Origin of the sequence: Microbulbifer taiwanensis (assembly GCF_014904815.1) — a bacterium.
Classification (GTDB): domain Bacteria; phylum Pseudomonadota; class Gammaproteobacteria; order Pseudomonadales; family Cellvibrionaceae; genus Microbulbifer; species Microbulbifer taiwanensis.
Window position 1 is genome coordinate 83,490 of the sequence record NZ_JACZFR010000047.1, and the last position, 21,648, is coordinate 105,137.

Genomic DNA, 21,648 nt, shown 5'->3' on the forward strand with positions numbered 1-21,648 from the left:
CGCGTGATAAACGGTTGACACGCAATCGTTCCTTATATAGAACGTTCTCTATATAGAACAACCGGATACCCCCCTGTGGACAAACCCTCTCTCGATACCCTCGGGCGCCATCTCCAGAGTTTGCGGCTGGACCGCGGCCTGTCGCTGTCCCAGCTCGCCTCGGACGCGGGTATGGCCAAGTCAAACCTGTCGCGCCTGGAGCAGGGCAATGGCAATCCGACCCTCGACACCATCTGGCGGCTGGCGGCCCGCCTGAACGTGCCTTTCGGGAATCTGGTGGCGCCGATCAGTGTCCCCGTCGGGGACGAGGGGGTGCAGGTACGACTGATTGACCAGGGCAAGGACACTCCGCAAGTCGATGCCTACTGGATGTCCTGCGCCCCGGATACGCTGCGCGAGGCGGAAGCCCACTCTCCCGGCACAAGCGAATCAATCACCGTCATCAGTGGTCAACTCGAGGTCGGCACTGAGGGGAATATAAAACGTCTTTCCGCCGGGCAAAGTCATACCTTTGCCGCTGACCAGCCGCATGTTTACCGGGCCGGTGACACCTGGGCCACTCTGCTGGTTACTATCGTCTATGCAAAGGAAGGGGAAGCGCCGTGAGTTCGCAGACCGCAGTATCCAGAAATTACCCGTGGATGGTCGGGACCCGCGATGCCATTCCCCTGTTGGGCGGCTATATACCCGTTGCGATTTCCTTCGGGCTGATTGCGGTACAGGCCGGTTTCAGTATCTGGGAGACGGTCTTCATTTCGACCCTGATCTACGCCGGCGCCTCCCAGTTCCTGTTCGTGGCGATGGTCGCTTCGGGTGCACCACTGTGGTTGGTGGTGGTGATGACACTGCTGATCAATGCCCGCCATGTCGTTTACGGTCCAAACCTGGCCCCCTGGCTACCGGTGAGCCGCTGGTGGCCGTGGCTGATGCACGGGCTGACCGACCAGATCTTTGCCCTGGCCCACACCCGCCTCCCCCAGCTCGCGGCGGCGGAACGCCTGGGCTGGTTCACCGGCGCCATGCTGCTGGCCTGGTTCAGCTGGATCGGCGGCACAGCCCTGGGCGCAATAGCGGGCGAGGAGCTGACAGAGCGCTGGCCGCTGCTCGGAGACGTTATGCCATTCGCCCTGCCGACGCTGTTTCTGGTGCTGCTGGCACCGCGCTTTAGCTCCAGGCTTTGGTCCATAACACTGGGATTCACCATTGTGGTTGCACTGCTGCTCAAAGTGAATGGGCTGCCGAACGCCGCCATTCCCCTGGCTGCGCTGTGCGGAGCACTGATTTTTTACGCGATGAGAACCAATATCGCGGCGGGAGGAAGACGGGATGGATAGTGCAATCTGGATAGCCTTGCTGGCGACGGCTGCCGGGACTCTCTTTATGCGTGCACTGCCACTGTTATGGATGCAACGCCACCTCGATCGACAGAATGATAAAAGCACGGTTGAAGCCATGCCGGTCTGGCTCAGCGTGCTCGGCCCGACGATGATCGCCGCAATGTTCGGGGTGTCGCTGGTACCGACGACAGCCACTCCGGCATCCTGGCTGGCCACCGCCTGCGGTGTGCTGGTGACGCTATTTGTCTGGTATCGGACCAGGTCCCTTGGTTGGCCGGTTTTTGCGGGTGTGGGCACCTATGGTGCGGTGATATTTCTGGCGAATATCGCTTCCTGACGGGCCGCCGAAAAGTCATTGCCTGCAACCAGCTAAACCAGTAACAGCCAGCTCATTCCGGCAATGACCAGCGATGCGATCACGCTGAGCACAGCGCCCTCGCGCACCATATCCTGCATGCGCACCTTGCCGGTGCCGTAGGCAATGGCGTTCGGCGCCGTGGCCACCGGCAGCATAAAGGCGCAGCTGGCACACATGGCGGCGGGGATCATCAGCACCATGGGATCGAAGCCGGCGGAGCTCGCGGCAACGGCGAGTATCGGCATCAGCAGTGTCGCGGTGGCGGTATTGCTGGTGATCTCGGTCAGGAAGGTGACCGCCAGGCACAGCAGCACCAGCATCAGCCACAGGGGCATGGTGGTGAGGAAAGAGAGGCCGCTGCCGAGCATGTCGGAAAGCCCTGAGGCGGTGAAACCCTTGGCAATGGCGATACCGCCGGCAAACAGCAGCAGCATGCCCCAGGGAATATTCTCCGCAGTCTGCCAGTCCAGCAGGCGCCCGCCCTTACCGTTCGGTACCAGGAACATCAATACAACGGCCCCCAGGGCCACGGTGCTGTCGCCGGCGGCACCGATGCCGAGCCAGTCGCTCCAGCCGCCGAAGGGCTCGTTGCGGGTCACCCAGAAGAGTATCGCGATGGCGAAGACTGCCAGGGTGCGGATCTCCTCGGGGCGCCATGCACCGACGGTGGGCGGCTCTATGGAGCTGTCCAGGTGGACATTGCGCGTCAACCACAGGGCCATAATCGGCAGCGTCACCAGCACCACGGGCAGGCCTATTTTCATCCACGCGACAAAACTGAATTCGCGCCCGGTCACCTCCTCGTAGATGCCCATAAAGATCACATTGGGCGGCGTGCCCAGCGGGCTGCCGACGCCGCCGAGACTGGCCGCATAGGCGATACCCAGGATCAGGGCGATATTCAGGCGCTGGCTCTTTGCGCGGGACAGTATCGCCAGGGCGATGGGCAGCATCATCAGCGTGGTGGCGGTGTTGGAGATCCACATACTGAGCAGACCCGCCGCCAGCATAAAGCCCAGCACCAGACGCCGGCCACTGGAGAGACCGACCAGCTTCAGCATAAAGAGGGCCAGCCGTTCGTGCGCGCCGCTCTTCTCCAGCGCCTTCGACAGCATAAAGGCACCCATCAACAGCAGTATCACATGGCTGCCGAGTGACGAGGCCACCAGCTTGTGATCGGCCACGCCGGCGAGCGGCAACAGCACGAAGGGCACCAGCGAGGTAGCGGGAATCGGCAGCGCCTCGGTTATCCACCAGATCACCGTCAGCAACGTGATCGCCGCGGTAATGGCCGGGGGATGGGCCATGCCCAGGGCGGTCAGTGCGGCGTAGAAGGCGGCCCCAAGCAGCGGGCCCAGGACAATAAAGTGCTGCCGCGCTAACGACATCGGCGATTCCCCCGTCAGACACCGGGCCGCGAACGGCCCTTTATTATTTTGAATTCAGTTGTCAGCGCATTTTACGCAGTCGGGGAGATGTTGGAAGCGCAGTCCGAAAAACACAGGAAAAGTGCAGCGGATTTTCTTATAACTGATACCCGCAAGCACTTAACAAAGAATTATTGGTTACCTTCTGGGCGATCCCTATAATCCGTCCCCCTTTCCGCCCCAGTCTTTAGTCGAAGTTGTATCCATGACCAAAGCCTCGCCCCTGGCACTGCTGCCACTATTGCTGTTCCTGGCCCTTTTTGTCGGCAGCGGCCTCTGGTTTCAGGCCCGGGGCGTGGAGATGGCCTTCTACCAGATCTCCGCCCCGGTCGCGATACTGCCGGCCATTGCCCTGGCGCTGCTGCTGGCCCGCGGCTCGCTGAACGGCCGTATCGAGACCTTTATTCGCGGTGTGGGCGATCACACCATCGTCACCATGGTGCTGATCTACCTGCTGGCCGGCGGCTTTGCCAGTGTGGCCGGGGCCGTCGGCGGTGTTGAGGCGACGGTGAATTTCGGCCTCAGCGTGATCCCCCCCGCCCTGGTGCTGCCGGGGCTGTTTGTGATCAGCGCCTTCGTCGCCACTGCCATGGGCACCTCCATGGGCACCGTTGCCGCAATCGCACCCATCGCGGTGGGCGTCGCGGACGCGGCCGAGTTGCCGCTGCTGCTGACAATCGGCACCCTCGTCGGCGGAGCCATGTTCGGCGACAACCTGTCGATCATCTCCGACACCACCATCGCCGCCACCCGCACCCAGGGTGTGGAGATGCGGGACAAGTTCCGCATGAACTTCCGCATCGCCCTGCCGGCGGCACTGTTGACCATGGTTTGGCTCTACTACCAGGGTATCGGGCAGGACACAGCTGCCCAGGTGAATGCGCCCGGGGACTACCAGCTGATTCGCGTGCTGCCCTATATGGCAGTGCTGGGCCTGGCGGTAATGGGCGTAAATGTACTGCTGGTACTTTTTGCCGGCATACTGCTGGCCGGCGCCATAGGCCTGGGCCTGCAGCCGGACTACAGCCTCGCGCAGCTGTCGAAAGACATTTATGCCGGCTACACCGGCATGCAGGAGATACTGGTACTGTCCCTGCTGATCGGCGGCCTCGGTGCCATGATGAAATCCGGCGGCGGCCTCGCCTGGCTCGCCAGTGCGATCGATCGTCTCGGCAGCCGGGGTGAGCGGAGCCCCTGCACCGGCGAGCTGGGTATCGGTGCCGCAGTGGCCTTGACCAACGCCTGTACCGCCAACAACACCGTGGCCATATTGCTCACCGGCGGTCTGGCGAGGGATATTGCCGACCGCTACGACGTCGATCCGCGCCGCAGCGCCAGCCTGCTGGATATTTTCTCCTGCGCGGTGCAGGGCCTGCTACCCTACGGCGCCCAGGTGCTGCTGGCCTCATCCCTGGCCGGCGTGTCGCCGCTGGAGCTGGCGGGCAGTATTTACTACTGCTGGCTGTTGGGCGCCGCCGCGCTGGCATCCATCTTTGTAGGCCTGCCGCAAAATCTCGGCCGGCTTGCCGAGCGCCCCGCCACAGACCTCTCCTGATATTTTCATCGGCCCTGTACATCTCGCCGCCAATCGGCAAACTATAGCTCCGATAGTCTGATGCCGACGGGCCGAATGGATTCATGAGCAATATCCCCAACACGATAGAAGTCCTGGAAAAACTGCGCTGGAACGCCCACCTGTGCAAACACAGCCACTTCCGCGCCTCCATGAGAGGACGCAATATGCACGTGCTCTGCGGCGTACCCATTGTGGTGATCAACCTGTTCCTGGGCTCGCTGTTCTTCTCCCTGATCAATGCCGAACTGCCGGACTGGACCAAGTGGACCGGCGCCGGCCTGGCACTGGTCACTGCGCTGCTCGGCGGCGTACAGACATTTTTCAATTTCAAGAAAAACTACGAGGGCCACCGCGAGGCGGGCAACGAGTACCTGGCCATAGCCCGCGAGTGCGAGCGCCTGATCGCGCTCTACTTCGACGGCATCCTGGACCTGGAGCACCTGTCACAGAAAATCGAAGCGATGAATAGCCGCTACAGCGAAATCAACCAGCGCGCCGAGGAATATATCGTCTCCGACAAGGTCTACCGCGAGGCGCTGCGGGTACAGAACCAGAAGGCGGAGCGGGAACCATCCCTGGTGGAGCGGATGCGGACAAGAGTTACTGCGCAGAAAACCGCAGCTGCCGATGCCATCTCACCGGCGTAACCGGGCCAGCTACTGACGCCATGCAGAAAGATCACGGCCAACACAGCCCCGGTGCCGACAAGTACCCTCTGTGCCTTCTGGCAATCGATATCGGCACCCCCACCAATGTCGGCGGCCTGTTCAGGATCGCCGATGCACTGGGAGTCGAGAAGATCTACCTGACGGGTAAATCCATAACGCCGCCCAATTCCAAGCTGCGGAAAATTTCCAGGTCGACAGACAAGCTAGTGCCCTTCCACTACGAGGAGAGCGCGCTGGAAGCGGCTGAGAGATTGAAAGTCCTGGGCTACAGACTCGTATGCCTGGAAATCACATCCAACAGCGTGGATCTGGAGCGGCTCTCCGTCTGTCGCGACGACAAAATCTGCCTGGTGCTCGGTTCGGAAAAGGATGGCATTCCAGTTAATTTACTGCAGAAGGCCGACACTGTGGTCCATATTCCGATGCGCGGCACCAATTCTTCCATGAACGGGGCGGCCGCCTGCGCCATCGCCACCTACGATATCACTCAAAAGCTTCGCTGCGCAGGTTTGCCACAGTAAACCCGGGCTACGGCAGCAACCGTCGATGATTCCGGGAGATTTCATCGACCAGGGATTCTGCCACCCCCGCCCGCCCGGCAAACTCCGGCCAGCGCGCCACCGCGGCGGCCACTTCTGCAACAATTTCCTGCGGCTTCTTGATACTGATGGACCTGCCCACCGCCAGCAGATCTTCCAGCTCGAAGTGATCGCGCTTGCCGTTGATGCTCATCTGATGGCGGTTGGTCCACTGGCCGCCGGGATTGTGGGCGTAGGTGAGGTCGAAGGCCGGGGAGAGCGACCAGTTGCCGCCGCGGTCCATCAGGAAGGCGACATTTTTTGTATGATCGTCCTGGTTGCGCGCCAGCACATTGAACACCAGGCGGTGGTACTGCTGTATGGCCTCGCTCTTGGGCAGGTGCAGTTCGCGCATAACGGCAAAGATCTGCTCGTAGGCGTGGGCGCCGGCCTGATTGAAATCCAGATGTGCCATTCCGCACATGCTGAGCATATGCAGCTTGCCACTATCGGTTCGGTCGAAGCGCCGGGTCATAAAGTGCGCGCGGCCATTTTCCTCCAGCAGGCGGGATTCCATCATCCCGATACCGGCGGCCAGCGCCATCAGGTAGTAGGCGTACTCGATGCGACCGAAACCCTGGGATCTGCCCAGCTCTATATCGTCCACGCCGTCGAACTTCAGCAGCCAGTAATCGTAGCCCGCTGGCGCCGGCACCTGGCCCGAGCGCACATCGCCGGTGCCATTCATCGCGATCACCGCCTTGGCGCGGGCGCCGCCGGCGCTGGTGCCGACGCGCAGGATATCGCCCAGGGCCCCGGCGCTGTCATCGCCGCCGCCAATATTCGAGGCGAGACTCTGCTGGCGGTGGGTGACAGATTGGGCCAGCTGCACCAGCTCGGCGATTTCCACCGGCGCGGATTCCCGAAAGCGCCCATCCACCGCCGGCTGGAATTCCAGCGCACCCATTCCGCGGTTGCCGGTGTAGCAGAGGCGCTCTATGGGGCTGAAATCCCCCGGCGTGCGCCCCTGTCGCGCCAGCCAGGCATCGATGATGGCGTTGCCGAACTTGTCCGGCAGCGAGTCCGCCAGCAGGCCGGGCAGGCCTTTATAGGTCTCCCGGTTGAGACCGGGAAAGGAGAAGAGCCTGTTGCCACCGTAAATCGACATTTGGATCGGAGACAGATCCAGGCCGCGCTGCACAAACCCGGGGTCGTATTCGAATACACCGTAGCCGTCCGGGTGCCAGGATACAGCGCCCAGCCGCTCTCCCCAGAGATTGACGCTCGCCGTCTCGATACGCTCTGCCATGGTTACCAGTCCGCTTCAGGTTTCTTTTTTCTCGGGGCCGCACTCTTTTGCACCTTGCCACTGGCGCGCTGCCGCGGCCTGCCCTGCCGCTCAGCCAGCTGCAGCGGGCTGATGCCCGGGTCCGGCAGGAAGGCTTCCAGGCCATCCAACTGCTGTAACTCCCGCAATACCGCCACCAGGCTGTCCAGCCGCCCGCGGCCGGACTCCAGTCCCTTGATGGTGGAGACAGACAGGCCGGCCCTCTCCGCCAGCTGCTCCTGGGTGATATCCCTGCGTAGCCGGTGGCGGCGCAGACGCTCGCCGAGGAGCTGCAGTATCTGTTGATCTGACTTCCCGGAAACACTCATAAAGGCCTTAAAACCACCTATTAAGTTTTATTAAAACCAATTATAGCTATATTTTCACCCATTACATGAATTTTATACAATAGCTGCATTTCTATCTTTTAACAACCTGAAAAATCAATTATAGCTGCATTTCCATCTATCATAACCATAATCTGTTTTCGGAGCAGCGACCCTGCGATTCCCGACACCCCGCCGCAGATAGCCCCGGCCGGGGACACGAACCGGGCCAGCGAGCCGGGGCTCCTCGCACCGGGACTATCGCATCTCTTTATGCCATTTATGCAGGCTCCAACTTATTGGGTTAGTATCCCGACAGCGCCGAAAAATAACCGCAGAGCGAGCCCCTATGGCGAATCAGCTCCAGGCACTGCTGGAACTCTGGCACGAGCATAAAAATTCCCGCAACTGGGTACTGGGCACTGTCTACAAAACCGCCGGCCCCTGCTACCGCAAAGCCGGTGCAATGATGCTGTTTGACGATTTGGGCAGGCACTACGGCCTCTTGAGTGGCGGCTGCCTCGAGGCGGACATCCAGCGACACGCACAGCAGGTGCTCAACGCAAAGCAATCCAAAATCCTCTGCTACGACGGCAGCGACGAGGACGACTTCTCCTTCCAATTGGGTATCGGCTGCGGCGGCACCGTGCATATCCTTCTGCAACCGATTCTCGAGGAGAATGATTACCTGCAGCTGGTGCAGCTGCGCGACCACCTCCTCGAGCGCCGGCCCTGCCACTACTTGCAGAAAATCCCCCAAACCGGCGAAACCCTGGCACAGATCTCATCATTGAAAACTGCGGATTTCCACTCCAGGGCCCGCCTGCTTCGCCTCGATGGCGGCGACTGGCTACAGACGCCGATCGCACCCGCACCGCACGTCCTGATCCTGGGGGCCGGAGTCGACGCACGCCCCATGGCACAGCTGTTCCGCACCCAGGGCTGGAAAGTCAGCCTGTGCGATCCCCGCCCCGCCAATGCCCGCGCGGCCTATTTTCCCGGCTGCGACTGCTACCCGCTTCACCCCGACGGGCTCTCCACTCGGCTCGACTTACAGCAGGTCGATGCCGCCATTGTGATGGGGCACAATCTGGAGCTGGACGCCGCCGCTTTGCGGGCACTCTATTTGCAACCGCTGCAATACCTGGGCCTGCTCGGGCCATTAAGCCGCAGGGACAGGGTGCTGAAACTTGCCGGCCTGACGCTGGAACAACTGAACACAGCCCTGCCGACACCGCTGCGCGCGCCGGTCGGACTGGACCTGGGCGGCGAGCTGCCGGAGAGTATCGCCCTGGCCACCTGCGCCGAACTGCACGCAGTACTGCACGGCGCCGAGGGGCGCAGCCTCAGCCCCGATACTGAACAAAAAATAAATGCGGACGAACTCGCATAAGCCACAGATGGCAGACATTCAGCCCATTATTCTCGCCGCCGGCGCCTCCAGCCGCTTCGGCGCCTGCAAATTGCTGTTGGAGCACGGCGGCAGAACACTGCTGCAACACTGCGTCGATAAGCTGGTTTCTCTGGACCTGCCGACGCCACTGATCGTCAGCGGCGCCTGGCACGCACCGTTGGTCGACGCGCACCCGGGGCTGGACCTGCGACAGAATCGCGACTGGCGGGCGGGCATGGGCAGCTCGCTGGCCTTCGGTATCCGGCAACTACAGGCAGACTGTGAAGCGGCGCTGATTGTGCTGGCGGATCAACCGGCGGTAACCGGGGCGGATATCCGCAGCCTGCTGGATACCTGGAAAGAAAATAGGAATATTGTCTGCAGTTTCTACGAAAACCGGCGGGGTGTCCCGGCAATTTTTCCCCGCAGTGTTTTTGCCCAGCTGGCAATTCTGGACGGCGACAGGGGAGCGCGCGAGCTACTGCGCGGCCCGCGCGACGATATCACCAGCGTACCCTTGGCCAGCGCCGTCATCGATATAGATACACCACAGGATTGGAAAAACTTCGGAGAGAGCCGATGAAAATAAATGTAAACGGCACCGCACACCAGATCGAAGTGGAAGAGGATATGCCGCTGCTCTGGGTCCTGCGCGATGAACTCAGGCTGACCGGCACCAAATTCGGTTGCGGTGGCGGCTTCTGCGGCGCCTGCACCATACACCTGGACGGCCAGCCGATGCGTGCCTGCCTGACACCGGTCAGTCTTGCCAAAGGCAAACAGATCACCACCATCGAAGGCCTCTCCGAAAATGGCGACCACCCGTTGCAGCAGGCCTGGATAGAGCACAATGTGCCCCAGTGCGGCTACTGCCAGAGCGGCCAGCTGATGTCCGCCGCCGCATTGCTGGCACATAATGCCAGCCCCAGCGACGGGGAAATCGATCAGGCGATGACCGGCAACCTGTGCCGCTGCGGCACCTACCCGCGCATCAGGTCGGCGATAAAGACAGCCGCTGTTAAATCCGCGACATTTGAAAATGCCGCAGCCAGGGAAGGAGAAAATTGATGAGCGATCGCAGCGTAGAAAATATCGACCGCCGCCGCTTTCTCAAGCTCACCGGCCTCAGCGCCGGCGGCCTGGTGTTGGGCGCCACCCTGCCCGGCTGGCAGCCATCCTGGGCCGCGGGATTGGATAAAGGCGGCGAGCTGAACCTGTTTGTCAGCATCGACGGCGACGACACAGTGTCGATCGTCTGCCACCGCTCGGAAATGGGCCAGGGTATCCGCACCGGCCTGCCGCAGGTGGTGGCCGACGAACTGGAAGCGGACTGGCAGAAAGTAAAGGTCGTCCAGGGTCTCGGCGACAAGCGTTACGGCAGCCAGAACACCGACGGCTCGCGCAGCGTGCGCCGCTTCTACGACACCATGCGCCGCATGGGTGCCAGCGCCAGGACCATGCTGGAGCGGGCCGCGGCTGAGCGCTGGAATGTGCCGGCAAAAGAGTGCGCGGCCAGGAACCACGTGATAATCCATATTCCGACCGATCGCCGCCTGGGTTTCGGAGAACTGGCGGCTGCCGCGGCGAAACAGGCGGTGCCGGATGAAAAAGACCTGCGCCTGAAGGACAGTGCGCAGTTCAATTATATCGGCAAGCCGGTGGACACAGTCGACACGCCGGATATGGTCACGGGCCGGGCCAACTACGGCCAGGATGTGCACCTCGACAATATGCTGATCGCCAGCATCGAGCGGGCACCGGTGCTGGGCAGCGGAATAGCAAAACTCGATGACAGCGCCGCGCGCAAGGTCAGGGGCCTGGTGGCCGTGGAGCGACTGGATGGCGGCGCCGAGCCGCCGCTGTTCAAGCCCCTGAGCGGCGTGGCCGTACTGGCTCACAATACCTGGACGGCACTCAAGGCCCGCAAGCTGTTGAATATTGAGTGGACCGAAAGCCCGCACGAGCAGCACGATAGCGACGATTATCTGGAAACTTTGAAGGACAATGTGCGGCAAACCGGGAAGACAGCAGTCGCCGAGGGCGATGTGGATATCGCCCTGGAGACTGCCAGTCGCCAGCACAGCGCCATCTACACCCTGCCCTACCTGGCCCATGCCACCATGGAGCCGCCCAGCGCCACCGCCGTGGTGGGCGAGGAGGGCTGCGAGATATGGTCCTGCGTGCAGGATCCGCAGTCGGTGCAGCAGCATGTGGGCCAGGCCCTGGGACTGCCGCCGGAAAAGGTGAAGGTCAATGTCACCTTCCTCGGCGGCGGCTTCGGGCGCAAGTCCAAGCCGGACTTTGTCGTCGAGGCGGCGCTACTGGCGAAAAAAATGCAGCGGCCGGTCAAGGTGGTCTGGAGCCGCGAGGACGATATTCGCCACGACTACTACCACGCTGCCAGCGCCGCCTACTTCCAGGCCGGACTCGACGAACACGGCAAGGTGGACGGCTGGCTGCAGCGCACCGCCTTCCCCTCCATCGGCGGCACCTTCCAGCCCGGCGTCGATCACCCGGCCAATTTTGAGCTGGACCTGGGCCTGACCGACCTGCCCTTCGCCATTGCCAACCGCCGCACCGAAACCCAACAGGCGGACTACCACGCGCGTATCGGCTGGCTCAGGTCCGTGTCCAATATCCAGAATGCCTTTGGCGTGTGCAGCTTTGCCGACGAACTCGCCCATATCAATGGCCGGCGCCCGGACGAATTCCTGCTCGACCTGATAGGCCCGGACCGCAAGATCGATCCCAGCCAGGGGGATTACAAGTACGGCAACTACGGCGAAACACTGGAAAAATTCCCGATAGATACCGCGCGCCTGAAGAATGTATTGCGACGCACGGCCGCCAGGGCAGACTTCGATACAGACGGCGGCGAGGGTTGGGGTATCGCAGTGCACCGCAGCTTCCTGTCCTATGTGGGCATCGCCACCCGGGTGCAGGTGCGGGACGAACAACTGAAAATCCTGCAGATGCACTGTGTCGCCGACGTGGGCCTGGCGGTCAACCCGGACAGGGTGAAGTCGCAGATGGAGGGCGCCATGATTTTCGGTATGAGCCTGGCGCTGATGGGCGAAATCAAGATGCAGAATGGCGCCGTGGCAAACAGCAACTTCCACGACTACCCGCTGCTGCGCATGCACCAGTGCCCTTCCCTGACCGTTGAGCTGGTCGCCTCGGGCGAACCGCCGGCGGGCGTCGGTGAACCGGGTGTGCCACCGGTGGCGCCGAGTATTACCAACGCGATATTTGCTGCGAGCGGGCAGCGGATTCGGGAACTGCCGATTAACAAACATCTGAAGATCGGTTAAGTTGCGTCCCCTCGATTGCCCCGGTACCCGGACTGCCGGGGCAATCCACTCCCGCAGTTTGTGAGTTTTCAGATTTATGGAATTAAGCAGCAAATGGATTGCCGGCCTGCTGTTCGGCCTCTACGCAACCGCCTCCGCCGCCAACTACCAGCCTCTCCCCGATAAATTCTGCGACGGCCTGCCCGGACTCCCGGTGGGTACCATGGCCGGTACCTGCCTCGGACTGGTGGCCAGCGCAGACAGCGGTATCGGCTTTCGCAAACCCCGCAAGGCGCTGGAAATTGCCGCCGACAACCGGATCCTGGTCACGGATATGGGCGGCTGGGGTGCCGGCCGGGGTATCCTGTGGCTGCTGGAATTTGGCGACGACCGCTACAGTGAGCTGCGCAGTGTCAGCAAACTGGCCACCGGCCTGAACCTGCCCCACGATATCAAGCTCGGCCCCGGGGGCTATATCTATCTGGGCGAAGCGCACAGGATCACCCGCTTCCGGCTGCAGGGCGGGCGGATAACGGCACCGCAGACGGTGGCCGACGGCCTGCCATTTGCCCCGGGAAATCACCTGCACCCGCTGACCAGCTTCGTCTTCCTGCCCAATAATGACCTGCTGGTAAACGCCGGCTCCAAAACCGACGACTGCGGGCGCGCCGCCGGCCGCACTCGGTGCGATGAGATCGGCTCCACCGGACTGAGACGCTACGAATACCTGCCCGGGGAAAAGCGCTGGAAGGATACATTCGAACTCTATGCCAGCGGGCTGCGCAACTCGATGGCACTGGCGATCCATTCGAGCGGCACCGTTTTGCAGGGCGAGAACAGCACCGACCTGAAAGACGCCGAAGAACCCTATGAGGAAATCAATGTGATCCGGCGCGGCGGCTTCTACGGCTGGCCCTATTGCGCCAATCGCGCACTCGATACCGGCTATATCGAAAACGGCTGCGACCGCCCCGACTATGTCGAGCCCTACAGCCTGATGCCGCCCCATGTGGCGCCACTGGATATGATTTATTACAGCGGCGATCGGCTGCCCGGACTGCGGGGCCAATTGCTGGTCAGCTGGCACGGATACCGGGTGGTGGGCAACCGGCTGGTGAGCTATCCGACATCGGGCGAGGGACTGCCGCTGCTATCCGAAGACGTCGTTTTCAGGCGCGATCCCATTCCGCCGGCCACAGATTTTACCGATCACACCATGGCACCCCGCGGCGGTTCCGCCGCCGATGCACAGCATGCGGAAGTCATAGGGCGCTGGAACAAGGTAGAGGGCCTGAGACCGGAAGGGGCGCCGGTGGGACTGCTGCAATTGCGCGATGGTTCGCTGCTGATTGTCGACGACAAGAACAGGGCCCTGCTGCGTCTGTCCCGCGGCGAGGCCTACGCAGACGAGGCCTTATCCTTCGCCTCTGCGGCAGTCGACGGCTTTGACTTCGGCGGCGAGGCCCGCCACCTGCTGCTGGATAATTGCGCCGACTGCCACCGGGAACTGCACAGCAACCCGGGCGAACTGCTGAACCGGGGCAGCGGCTGGCTGCAGCGCAAGGACGGCGTCACCCTGCTGGAGCAGAGGCTCACCAGCCAGTCCGGGTTTATGCCGCCGATGGGCAAATTGGAAGAACAGTCGATCGATCTGATTCTGGGGGCTCTCAAAGCCCCCGAATAATCTCCGTCTCAATCAACTGCAGTGGGCGCTTCGCGGAATCCTTTTTGATATTGGCAAACGGCCTGAAGGTACCGGGCGAAGCCCTGCGACAGGCCGGGCCTTTGTGCACCGGCAAAGGCTGTCATTTCGGTGGCAGGGAGCCGGCAAACTCCGCACCGCGGCTGACCCAATCGCCCAGGTCTGCGGCCACCGCATCCTCCTCCACATATACCATGCCCTTCAGCGGCCTGCCGGTGTAATCCATCGGCCGCGTATAGCGCTCGGCCAGCGCATCCTGGTAGTTATCCGGGCCGACGCGCACCATCAGCTCCTCACCCACCACACCGCAGGCCATGTTGCCGTTCAGCATAAAGGCGAGGCCGCCAAACATCTGCTTTTCGGTCAGTCCCTCGTTTACCTGCAACAGCTCGCGCACTTTTTCTGCCAGTTCTTCGTTGTATGTCATAACAACCTCCTCAGTGACCTTTGCTGAATGCGGACGCGAGCACCGGTTCCAGATCCGCCCAGGCGATCTCATCGCCATCGCGGAAGTTCAGGCAACCGGTGCCGCATTTAACCTTGGGGTGACTATCGATATAGGGTTGGATATGTTCCCTCGCGCAGGTGTAGAGGGAGACGTAGTTTTTCTGGTTCGCGATTGCGACCCAGCCCTTGTCCACCTCGTAGGTGGGCATTTTGTATTTCAGGGAAAGCTGCGCCCGGGGATAACGCTCGACGATAAAATGATGCAGTGACTGAAGCCGCTCACTGCGCTGTGGGGGGAGCGGGCTGGTGTATTCGGCGACTGGTTCCGGAAGCTGCACCATATTTAAAAAGTTATTGTGAGTAACTTTTTAAGTGTAGCAGGAAATATCGATTTTTCCTTAGCGCCCGAGATAGAAGTGCGCACCGCACCGTCCAAAGGAAACTTCAATCCAGCAATTCCAGCCGGCCGTCTCCCAGGTGGTAGATGGCGCCGACAATTCTCAGGTTTCCATCTTTTTCCAGCTTCGCAAGCACTTCACTGTCTTCCCGGATCTGCGCCATGGAGTGCCGTACATTGTTGGCCGCCACCAGGTCGACAAACTCCGCGTTCTCACCACTGCGCTCGCCGGTATATTCTGTGGCCCTGATTGCGGGCTTGATCTCCGCCAGCAATCCGGTGAGCTGGCCCAGCTCGACACCGTCGATAGCCCCCCTCACCGCCCCACAGGCGGTGTGGCCCATTACCAGAATAACCTTGACGCCGGCCACCGCAGCGGAGAATTCGAGACTGCCGACAATATCGTCGTTGCAGATATTCCCGGCGATGCGGGTATTGAACACCTCGCCCAGGCCGGTATCCAGCAATATCTCCGCCGGTGTTCGCGAGTCGATACAGCTCAATACTGCCGCCGCCGGAAATTGTCCCGAAGCACTGGCGCGCTTCTGTGCCAGATAGTCGTGGCGTTGCATCTCGCCGCTGCGAAAACGCCGGTTGCCGGCTTCGAGCATCTCGATAATCTGGTCCGCACTCATCGTGTCGCGCTCGGCCCTGGTCAGGGCAGCTGCATAGCTCGCGCAGCTAAAGCGCATAGCGCCACCTCCCAAGAGCCCCCCGGCGAGCGCGCCTTTCAACAGGGCGCGACGGCTGAATATACGGTTGCCGGATTGATCGCACATATACTGACTCCTCAAGACCACGGGTGGAACTATCACTGTCAGTCTAGCGGGGACTGCCTGAGCGCAGAACTACACGCCAAAGGTGGGAGTGCTCTGAGGGAAGGAGGCATCGTCGGAAACGGCGCCGGAACGGAACCCCGGCGTTGCACCGGGGTTCCAGAGCGGTTATCAGTCGACAAACACCCGCGCATTGCGGAACAGCCGCATCCAGCCGGAGTCCTCCTGCCAGTCGTCCGGGTGCCAGCTGTTGCTGACGGCGCGGGCGACCCGCTCCGGGTGCGGCATCATGATGGTCACGCGACCGTCCTCGGAACAGAGTGAGGTGATACCGTTGACCGAGCCGTTGGGGTTGGCCGGGTAGGTCTGGCTGATTTCGCGGTCGTTGTTCAGGTAGCGCATGGCGATGGTGCCGGACTGCTCGCAGGTCTCCAGCGCCTTCTGGTCCGCGAACTCCACCCGCCCCTCGCCGTGGGCCACCGCCACCGGCATGTAGCTGCCGGCCATGCCCTTGAACAGCACCGACGGGGAATCCTCGATACCCACAAGCGCGAAGCGCGCCTCGTACTGCTCGGACAGGTTGCGTACGAATCGCGGCCAGTGGCCGGCGCCGGGAATCAGCTCCTTGATCACCGAGAACATCTGGCAGCCATTGCAGACGCCGAGGCCGAAGGTTTCTTTCCTGTTGAAGAAGGCCTCGAACTGGTCGCGGGCGCGGTCGTTGAACAGGATGGTCTTGGCCCAGCCCTCGCCGGCGCCGAGTACGTCGCCATAAGAGAAGCCACCGCAGCCCACCAGGCCCTTGAAGTCGTCCAGCACAACGCGACCGGCGAGGATATCGCTCATGTGCACGTCGACGGCATTAAAGCCGGCGCGATGAAAGGCATGCGCCATCTCCACCTGGCTGTTGACGCCCTGCTCGCGCAGTACCGCCACCTTGGGGCGCACACCTTTCTTAATGTAGGGCGCGCTAATGTCCTCGTTGATGTCGTAGGTCAGCTGCACCGACAGGCCCGGATCTTCCTTGGCGATGGCGGCGAACTCCTGCGCCGCGCAGTCGGCGTTGTCGCGCAGGGACTGGATGCGGTAGCTGGTCTCGGACCAGATCTGCTGCAGCTCGGCGCGGGAGCGCCTGAAGATCTCCACACCGTTGTTGGTGATGCACAAATTCTCGCTGTTGTTCAGGTAACCGATCTGGTGCGCCGGTACGCCGACGGCGGCGAAGCGCTGCACCAGCATTTCCGCGTCGCAGGCCGGCACCTGCAATACCGCGCCCAGCTCCTCGCTGAACAGGGCCGCGATCGGGTCCTCGCCCAGCTCGTAGACCTCGATATCCATGCCCACGCGACCGGCAAAGCTCATCTCCGCCAGGGCGACGAAGAGGCCGCCGTCGGAGCGGTCGTGGTAGGCGATGATCTGGTCTTCGTGCAGCGTCTGCTGCACCACCTCGAAGAAGCCCTTCAGGCGTTTCGGGTCGTCCAGGTCCGCCGGCGTACTGCCCAGCTGGTTGTACACCTGCGCCAGACAGGAGCCGCCGAGGCGGTTTTTGCCGGCGCCGAGATCTACCAGGATCAACTCGCTCTCGCCCTTCCTGGTGCGGCGCAGCTGCGGCGTGGCGGTCTTGCGCACGTCGGTGACCGGGGTGAAGGCGGAGATGATCAGCGACAGGGGCGCGGTCACCGACTTGTCCTCGCCGCCGTCGCTCCAGGCGGTGCGCATGGACATGGAGTCCTTGCCCACCGGGATGGTGATACCCAGCGCCGGGCACAGCTCCATACCGATGGCCTCGACAGTGCGGTAGAGCTTTTCCTCCTCGCCCGGGTGGCCGGCGGCGCACATCCAGTTGGCGGACAGCTTGATATCGGACAGCTTCCCAATCGGCGTACAGGCGATATTGGTGATGGCCTCACCCACCGCCAGGCGGCCGGAGGCGGGCGCGTCCAGCAGCGCCACCGGTGTGCGTTCGCCCATGGCCATGGCCTCACCGGCAGTGCTGTCGTAGGCGACGGTGGTCACGGCGCAGTCCGCCACCGGCACCTGCCAGGGGCCCACCATCTGGTCGCGGGACACCTGCCCGGTCACGGTGCGGTCGCCGATGGTGATCAGGAAGCTCTTGCTGGCCACGGTGGGCAGGCGCAGCACCCGCTCGGCAGCCTCGTTCAGGTCTATACCCCTGGTGGTGAATTCTTTCGTTTCCACCACGCGCTTCTCCGCCTCGCGGTGCATCTTCGGCGGCTTGCCGAACAGCACCGACATGGGCAGGTCCACCGGTTTGGCGTCAAATTTCTTGTCGTTCAGCAGCAGGTGCTTGTCCTCGGTGGCCTCGCCGACCACCGCGAAGGGCGCCCTCTCGCGCGCGCAGATCTTCTCGAAGCGCGCCAGGTCCTTCGGCATCACCGCCAGCACGTAGCGCTCCTGGGATTCGTTACACCAGATCTCCAGCGGACTCATACCCGGCTCGTCGCAGGGCACATTGCGCAGCTCAAATTTACCGCCGGTACCGCCATCCTTGACCAGTTCCGGGAAGGCGTTGGACAGGCCGCCGGCGCCGACGTCGTGGATAAAGGCGATCGGGTTCCTGTCGCCCAGCTGCCAGCACTGGTCGATCACCTCCTGGCAGCGGCGCTCGATTTCCGGATTCTGGCGCTGCACCGAGGCGAAATCCAGGTCCTCGGAACTGGAACCACTGGCCATAGAGGAGGCGGCGCCGCCACCGAGGCCGATCAGCATGGCCGGGCCGCCGAGCACAACCAGCTTGGCCCCGGGCTTGAATTCCGGCTTCTCGATATGCTCCTCGCGGATATTGCCGTAGCCACCCGCGATCATGATCGGCTTGTGGTAGCCGCGGCGCTCGTCGCCGAAATTTTCCTCGAAGGTGCGGAAGTAGCCGCAGATATTCGGGCGGCCGAATTCGTTGTTGAAGGCGGCGCCACCGATGGGACCTTCGATCATGATGTCCAGCGCAGTGACGATGCGCTCCGGCTTTCCATAGTCCGCCTCCCAGGGCTGCTCGTAGCCGGGGATCTGCAGGTTGGAAACGGTGAAGCCGGTCAGGCCCACCTTGGGCTTGGAGCCGCGGCCCACGGCGCCCTCGTCGCGGATCTCGCCGCCGGCGCCGGTGCCCGCGCCCGGGAAGGGGGCAATGGCGGTCGGGTGGTTGTGGGTCTCCACCTTCATTAACAAGTGGATGGCCTCGTTGCTGAAGCCGTATTCCCTGGTTTCCGGATCCGGGTAGAAGCGGCCCGCCTCGCTGCCCACCACCACGGCGGCGTTGTCCGCATAGGCAGACAGCACATTGTCGCCGCCCTTCTGGTAGGTGTTCTTGATCATGCCGAACAGGGAGTGCGGCATCTCTTCGCCGTCGATGGCCCAGCTGGCGTTGAAGATCTTGTGGCGGCAGTGCTCCGAGTTCGCCTGGGCGAACATCATCAGCTCCACGTCGGTGGGATTGCGCTCCAGCTCCTGGAAGCTGGTGAGCAGGTAGTCGATTTCATCTTCCGCCAGGGCCAGGCCCAGAGTCACATTGGCATCTGCCAGCGCTTCACGGCCACCGTCGAGAACGTTGACCGCGGTCAGCTGGCGCGGCTTCTCCTCGACGAACAGCTGCTCGGCCTCATCGAAGTCGGAGAACACCGCCTCCACCATGCGATCGTGCAGCTGGCTGGCGAGTGCCTGCCGTTCAGCCTGGGTTAATTCGACACCGGCAACATAGTAGGCAATACCGCGCTCCAGGCGGTGAATCTGTGTCAGGCCGGCGTTGTGGGCGATGTCGGTGGCCTTGGAGGACCAGGGCGAAATGGTGCCCGGACGTGGCACCACCAGCAGAAACTCGCCCTCGGGGCGGTGCTTTTCCTCGGTGGGGCCGTACTGCAGCAGCCGTTCGAGCAGCGCCTGCTCCTTCTTGTTCAACTTGGGAGCATCGGCGAAGTGGACATACTCGGCGTAGATATCGCCGATCGCCGGCTGCAGCGCGCGCAGTTGGTTGAGCAGTTTTTGATGGCGGAATTTCGACAGTGCGGGAGCACCACGCAGAACTAGCATCGCGGGAGTTTGCCTCTTGTCTGAATGTAAACCTGAATCAGGTTGGGGACCCCGCGCGGCAGAAGTTCGCGCAAAGCCCCGGGAATTGGAGAGGGCGCAATTGTACCTGAAGCATCGCGACTCCAACACTGTCCTGCGGCACTTGTGCCCCCATTGTGTGGTCCAAAATTTCATGCCGCCCCGAGGCGCAGAAATTGGCGCAGGATTGATGCCAGCGCCAACCCAGCCTAGCGGGCCCTACTAGAATTACCGCATAGATGCAACTCCAGAAGTCACATCGTCAAACCGCAAAATTGGGCAATCTGTCACCAAATACGGTAAAATTGGCGATCTTTTGCCGGCCCCGCCGCTCAGGATGAGCAATGCCGGTATCCGCTGAGATAAAAGCGACAAAAAGCTAATGGACTAGAGGGGACTGTCTATATGATCATGAAAAGCCGACTGCTGCGCTACAGCCGCCGCCTGGCCAAGGGCCTGGTGCTGGCCTGTTGTGCCTCGCTGATGGTGGCGAGCAAGACGCCGGATATGCTGGAGCGGGTCAAGACCTCCGGCAAGCTGGTCGTACTGTCCCAGAACGGTCCCACCACCTATTACGAAGACGCCTCAGGCCACCATACCGGCTTCGAATACGGCATGCTGAAAGCCTTCGCCGACGAGCTGGGCGTGGAACTGAAGATCCGCGATGCCCACGACCTGAACGAAATGTTCACCCGCCTGCGGGATCCCCAGGAAGGCGCCCACCTGGCCGCCGCCGGTCTCACTGTCACCCCGGCCCGTCGCGAGCAGGTGCGCTTCACCCCCTCCTACTTCGAGATTCGCCAACAGGTCATCTACCGCCTCGGTGAAGAGCGCCCCCGCAAGGCCAGCGACCTGGAAGGCAAAAAGGTGGCGGTAATTGCCGGCAGCGCCCACGCCGAGGAAATGCGCGAACTGGCCCGGCGCTATCCCGACCTGATGTGGGAGGAGATTTCCGACGTCGACGCCATGGAGCTGGTGGAGATGGTGGACCAGGGCAAGCTCCATTACGCAGTCGTCGATTCCAACGCCTATGCGGTACACCGCGGCCTCTACCCCAACACGGGCATCGCGTTCAACCTGACCCAGTTTCAGCCGGTCGCCTGGGCCCTCCCCCAGGGCAGTGACGACAGCCTCTACCGGGCCGCACGCCGCTTTATGCTGCGCGCCAATACCAACGGAATGGTTGCGGAGCTGCGCGAGGAATTCTTTGGCCATGTCAGCAAGCTGAATGCCGGCGGCGCCCAGGCCTTTGCCAAGAGCAGCCGCGAGCGCCTGCCCCGGTGGCGTGAGACGATGCAGAAAGTGGCGGACGACTACCAGCTCGACTGGCACCTGCTGGCGGCGCTCAGTTACCAGGAATCCCACTGGAATCCCCGCGCCAAATCCCGCACCGGCGTGCGCGGCCTGATGATGCTGACCCGCAGCACTGCGCGCGACCTGGGCGTCAACCGCCTGGATCCGGAGGAGAGTATCGAGGGCGGCGCCCGCTATATAGTGCAGATCCGCGACAAGATCCCCGAGCGCATTCGCGAACCAGACCGTACCTGGATGGCACTGGCGGCCTACAACGTCGGATACGGCCACCTGGAGGACGCGCGCGTGTTGACCGAGAAGATGGGCGGCAATCCGGATCGCTGGACCGACGTGCGCGATCACCTGCCGCTGCTGGCCAAGCGCCAGTATCACAAGAACACCAAACACGGCTACGCCCGCGGCTGGGAGCCGGTCACCTATGTTCAGAACATTCGTCACTACCAGGCGCTGCTGAGCTGGAGCAGCCGCATCGAGGAGCAGCGCCTGGCTGCGGCCGATGCGGAAGCGGCTCAGGAACTGGCGGACAGCACGCAGATTGATGTGGAGGCGGCCGCAGCCTCGGCGCTGTAATGGGACTGGGGACTTTCGTAGAGTGCGCCGTGCGCACCGCCCGACCAATGGCGCGAGGCCGCCATTGGCCGCTCCTACAGGGTGCAGTCGTCATTCCGGCGGAGGCCGGAAGCCAGGGGCCTCCCAACCGGAGAGCGGCCCTCGCCGGTATGACGCGACAATA

General features: G+C 62.3%; 19 protein-coding genes. 12 read left to right on the plus strand and 7 right to left on the minus strand.

Annotated elements, in window-relative coordinates:
* Nucleotides 1-75 precede the first annotated feature (75 nt).
* The 3 genes from IG627_RS16255 to IG627_RS16265 are packed head-to-tail and all read left to right on the plus strand — an operon-like array spanning nucleotide 76 to nucleotide 1,674.
* Nucleotides 76-606, plus strand: a complete 531-nt coding sequence (locus IG627_RS16255) for a helix-turn-helix domain-containing protein (protein ID WP_193193544.1) — start codon at nucleotides 76-78, stop codon at nucleotides 604-606.
* A complete protein-coding gene (locus IG627_RS16260) occupies nucleotides 603-1,334 on the plus strand; it encodes an AzlC family ABC transporter permease (RefSeq protein WP_319024588.1) in 732 nt (243 codons plus the stop codon). Before IG627_RS16255 ends, IG627_RS16260 begins: the two co-directional genes overlap by 4 nt.
* Complete coding sequence (locus tag IG627_RS16265; RefSeq protein ID WP_193193546.1) at nucleotides 1,327-1,674, plus strand: AzlD domain-containing protein; 348 nt, start codon at nucleotides 1,327-1,329, stop codon at nucleotides 1,672-1,674. Before IG627_RS16260 ends, IG627_RS16265 begins: the two co-directional genes overlap by 8 nt.
* 32 nt (nucleotides 1,675-1,706) lie before the next feature.
* On the opposite strand, the gene IG627_RS16270 is transcribed toward IG627_RS16265, so the two are convergent.
* A complete protein-coding gene (locus IG627_RS16270) occupies nucleotides 1,707-3,083 on the minus strand; it encodes an SLC13 family permease (RefSeq protein ID WP_193193548.1) in 1,377 nt (458 codons plus the stop codon).
* A 244-nt stretch (nucleotides 3,084-3,327) separates the two neighbouring features.
* On the opposite strand from IG627_RS16270, the gene IG627_RS16275 reads away from it, so the two are divergent.
* From IG627_RS16275 to IG627_RS16285, 3 genes are all read left to right on the plus strand, one after another.
* Nucleotides 3,328-4,677, plus strand: coding sequence for a Na+/H+ antiporter NhaC family protein (locus tag IG627_RS16275; RefSeq protein WP_193193550.1), 1,350 nt, complete (start codon nucleotides 3,328-3,330; stop codon nucleotides 4,675-4,677).
* Nucleotides 4,678-4,760: 83 nt separating this feature from the next.
* Complete coding sequence (locus tag IG627_RS16280) at nucleotides 4,761-5,345, plus strand: DUF4231 domain-containing protein (protein ID WP_193193552.1); 585 nt, start codon at nucleotides 4,761-4,763, stop codon at nucleotides 5,343-5,345.
* Between the two features lie 20 nt (nucleotides 5,346-5,365).
* Nucleotides 5,366-5,887, plus strand: a complete 522-nt coding sequence (locus IG627_RS16285) for a TrmH family RNA methyltransferase (RefSeq protein WP_193193554.1) — start codon at nucleotides 5,366-5,368, stop codon at nucleotides 5,885-5,887.
* 7 nt (nucleotides 5,888-5,894) lie between these two features.
* On the opposite strand, the gene IG627_RS16290 is transcribed toward IG627_RS16285, so the two are convergent.
* Both IG627_RS16290 and IG627_RS16295 read right to left on the minus strand, forming a co-directional pair.
* Entirely contained in the window at nucleotides 5,895-7,193 is a 1,299-nt protein-coding gene (locus tag IG627_RS16290) for a type II toxin-antitoxin system HipA family toxin (protein WP_193193556.1), read from the minus strand.
* Between the two features lie 2 nt (nucleotides 7,194-7,195).
* A complete protein-coding gene (locus tag IG627_RS16295) occupies nucleotides 7,196-7,540 on the minus strand; it encodes a helix-turn-helix domain-containing protein (RefSeq protein ID WP_193193558.1) in 345 nt (114 codons plus the stop codon).
* 346 nt (nucleotides 7,541-7,886) lie between these two features.
* On the opposite strand from IG627_RS16295, the gene IG627_RS16300 reads away from it, so the two are divergent.
* The 5 genes from IG627_RS16300 to IG627_RS16320 all read left to right on the plus strand — a co-directional run bounded on the left by IG627_RS16300 (nucleotide 7,887) and on the right by IG627_RS16320 (nucleotide 13,904).
* A complete protein-coding gene (locus tag IG627_RS16300; protein ID WP_193193560.1) occupies nucleotides 7,887-8,930 on the plus strand; it encodes an XdhC family protein in 1,044 nt (347 codons plus the stop codon).
* 7 nt (nucleotides 8,931-8,937) lie between these two features.
* The gene (locus tag IG627_RS16305) at nucleotides 8,938-9,513 is read left to right on the plus strand and encodes a nucleotidyltransferase family protein (protein WP_193193562.1); all 576 of its coding nucleotides are present in this window, start codon (nucleotides 8,938-8,940) and stop codon (nucleotides 9,511-9,513) included.
* Entirely contained in the window at nucleotides 9,510-9,998 is a 489-nt protein-coding gene (locus tag IG627_RS16310) for a (2Fe-2S)-binding protein (RefSeq protein ID WP_193193564.1), read from the plus strand. The genes IG627_RS16305 and IG627_RS16310 overlap by 4 nt, the downstream gene beginning before the upstream one ends.
* The gene (locus IG627_RS16315) at nucleotides 9,998-12,241 is read left to right on the plus strand and encodes a xanthine dehydrogenase family protein molybdopterin-binding subunit (RefSeq protein ID WP_193193566.1); all 2,244 of its coding nucleotides are present in this window, start codon (nucleotides 9,998-10,000) and stop codon (nucleotides 12,239-12,241) included. The genes IG627_RS16310 and IG627_RS16315 overlap by 1 nt, the downstream gene beginning before the upstream one ends.
* A gap of 76 nt (nucleotides 12,242-12,317) precedes the next feature.
* Complete coding sequence (locus tag IG627_RS16320; protein ID WP_193193568.1) at nucleotides 12,318-13,904, plus strand: PQQ-dependent sugar dehydrogenase; 1,587 nt, start codon at nucleotides 12,318-12,320, stop codon at nucleotides 13,902-13,904.
* A 121-nt stretch (nucleotides 13,905-14,025) separates the two neighbouring features.
* Here the strand turns inward: IG627_RS16320 and IG627_RS16325 are convergent, their stop codons facing one another.
* The 4 genes from IG627_RS16325 to purL form a co-directional block, all read right to left on the minus strand.
* Entirely contained in the window at nucleotides 14,026-14,349 is a 324-nt protein-coding gene (locus tag IG627_RS16325; RefSeq protein WP_193193570.1) for a TfoX/Sxy family protein, read from the minus strand.
* A 10-nt stretch (nucleotides 14,350-14,359) separates the two neighbouring features.
* Nucleotides 14,360-14,710 (minus strand): DUF1801 domain-containing protein, encoded by a 351-nt coding sequence (locus IG627_RS16330; protein WP_193193572.1) that lies wholly within the window; start codon nucleotides 14,708-14,710, stop codon nucleotides 14,360-14,362.
* A 103-nt stretch (nucleotides 14,711-14,813) separates the two neighbouring features.
* Nucleotides 14,814-15,545, minus strand: coding sequence for a carbonic anhydrase family protein (locus IG627_RS16335; RefSeq protein WP_193193573.1), 732 nt, complete (start codon nucleotides 15,543-15,545; stop codon nucleotides 14,814-14,816).
* 168 nt (nucleotides 15,546-15,713) lie between these two features.
* Nucleotides 15,714-19,583: a phosphoribosylformylglycinamidine synthase gene (gene purL, locus IG627_RS16340; RefSeq protein ID WP_193193575.1), complete on the minus strand. Its 3,870-nt coding sequence runs from the start codon at nucleotides 19,581-19,583 to the stop codon at nucleotides 15,714-15,716.
* A 423-nt stretch (nucleotides 19,584-20,006) separates the two neighbouring features.
* On the opposite strand from purL, the gene mltF reads away from it, so the two are divergent.
* Entirely contained in the window at nucleotides 20,007-21,485 is a 1,479-nt protein-coding gene (gene mltF, locus IG627_RS16345; RefSeq protein ID WP_193193577.1) for a membrane-bound lytic murein transglycosylase MltF, read from the plus strand.
* The last annotated feature ends 163 nt before the right edge of the window (nucleotides 21,486-21,648 follow it).

Coding starts and splice junctions, on each gene's coding strand:
- IG627_RS16315 (WP_193193566.1), top strand. CDS start 9,998: ATGAGCGATCGCAGCGTAGAAAATATCGACCGCCGCCGCTTTCTCAAG.
- IG627_RS16270 (WP_193193548.1), bottom strand. CDS start 3,083: ATGTCGTTAGCGCGGCAGCACTTTATTGTCCTGGGCCCGCTGCTTGGG.
- purL (WP_193193575.1), bottom strand. CDS start 19,583: ATGCTAGTTCTGCGTGGTGCTCCCGCACTGTCGAAATTCCGCCATCAA.
- IG627_RS16290 (WP_193193556.1), bottom strand. CDS start 7,193: ATGGCAGAGCGTATCGAGACGGCGAGCGTCAATCTCTGGGGAGAGCGG.
- IG627_RS16285 (WP_193193554.1), top strand. CDS start 5,366: ATGCAGAAAGATCACGGCCAACACAGCCCCGGTGCCGACAAGTACCCT.
- mltF (WP_193193577.1), top strand. CDS start 20,007: ATGATCATGAAAAGCCGACTGCTGCGCTACAGCCGCCGCCTGGCCAAG.
- IG627_RS16335 (WP_193193573.1), bottom strand. CDS start 15,545: ATGTGCGATCAATCCGGCAACCGTATATTCAGCCGTCGCGCCCTGTTG.
- IG627_RS16330 (WP_193193572.1), bottom strand. CDS start 14,710: ATGGTGCAGCTTCCGGAACCAGTCGCCGAATACACCAGCCCGCTCCCC.
- IG627_RS16280 (WP_193193552.1), top strand. CDS start 4,761: ATGAGCAATATCCCCAACACGATAGAAGTCCTGGAAAAACTGCGCTGG.
- IG627_RS16275 (WP_193193550.1), top strand. CDS start 3,328: ATGACCAAAGCCTCGCCCCTGGCACTGCTGCCACTATTGCTGTTCCTG.
- IG627_RS16265 (WP_193193546.1), top strand. CDS start 1,327: ATGGATAGTGCAATCTGGATAGCCTTGCTGGCGACGGCTGCCGGGACT.
- IG627_RS16310 (WP_193193564.1), top strand. CDS start 9,510: ATGAAAATAAATGTAAACGGCACCGCACACCAGATCGAAGTGGAAGAG.
- IG627_RS16320 (WP_193193568.1), top strand. CDS start 12,318: ATGGAATTAAGCAGCAAATGGATTGCCGGCCTGCTGTTCGGCCTCTAC.
- IG627_RS16300 (WP_193193560.1), top strand. CDS start 7,887: ATGGCGAATCAGCTCCAGGCACTGCTGGAACTCTGGCACGAGCATAAA.
- IG627_RS16325 (WP_193193570.1), bottom strand. CDS start 14,349: ATGACATACAACGAAGAACTGGCAGAAAAAGTGCGCGAGCTGTTGCAG.
- IG627_RS16305 (WP_193193562.1), top strand. CDS start 8,938: ATGGCAGACATTCAGCCCATTATTCTCGCCGCCGGCGCCTCCAGCCGC.
- IG627_RS16295 (WP_193193558.1), bottom strand. CDS start 7,540: ATGAGTGTTTCCGGGAAGTCAGATCAACAGATACTGCAGCTCCTCGGC.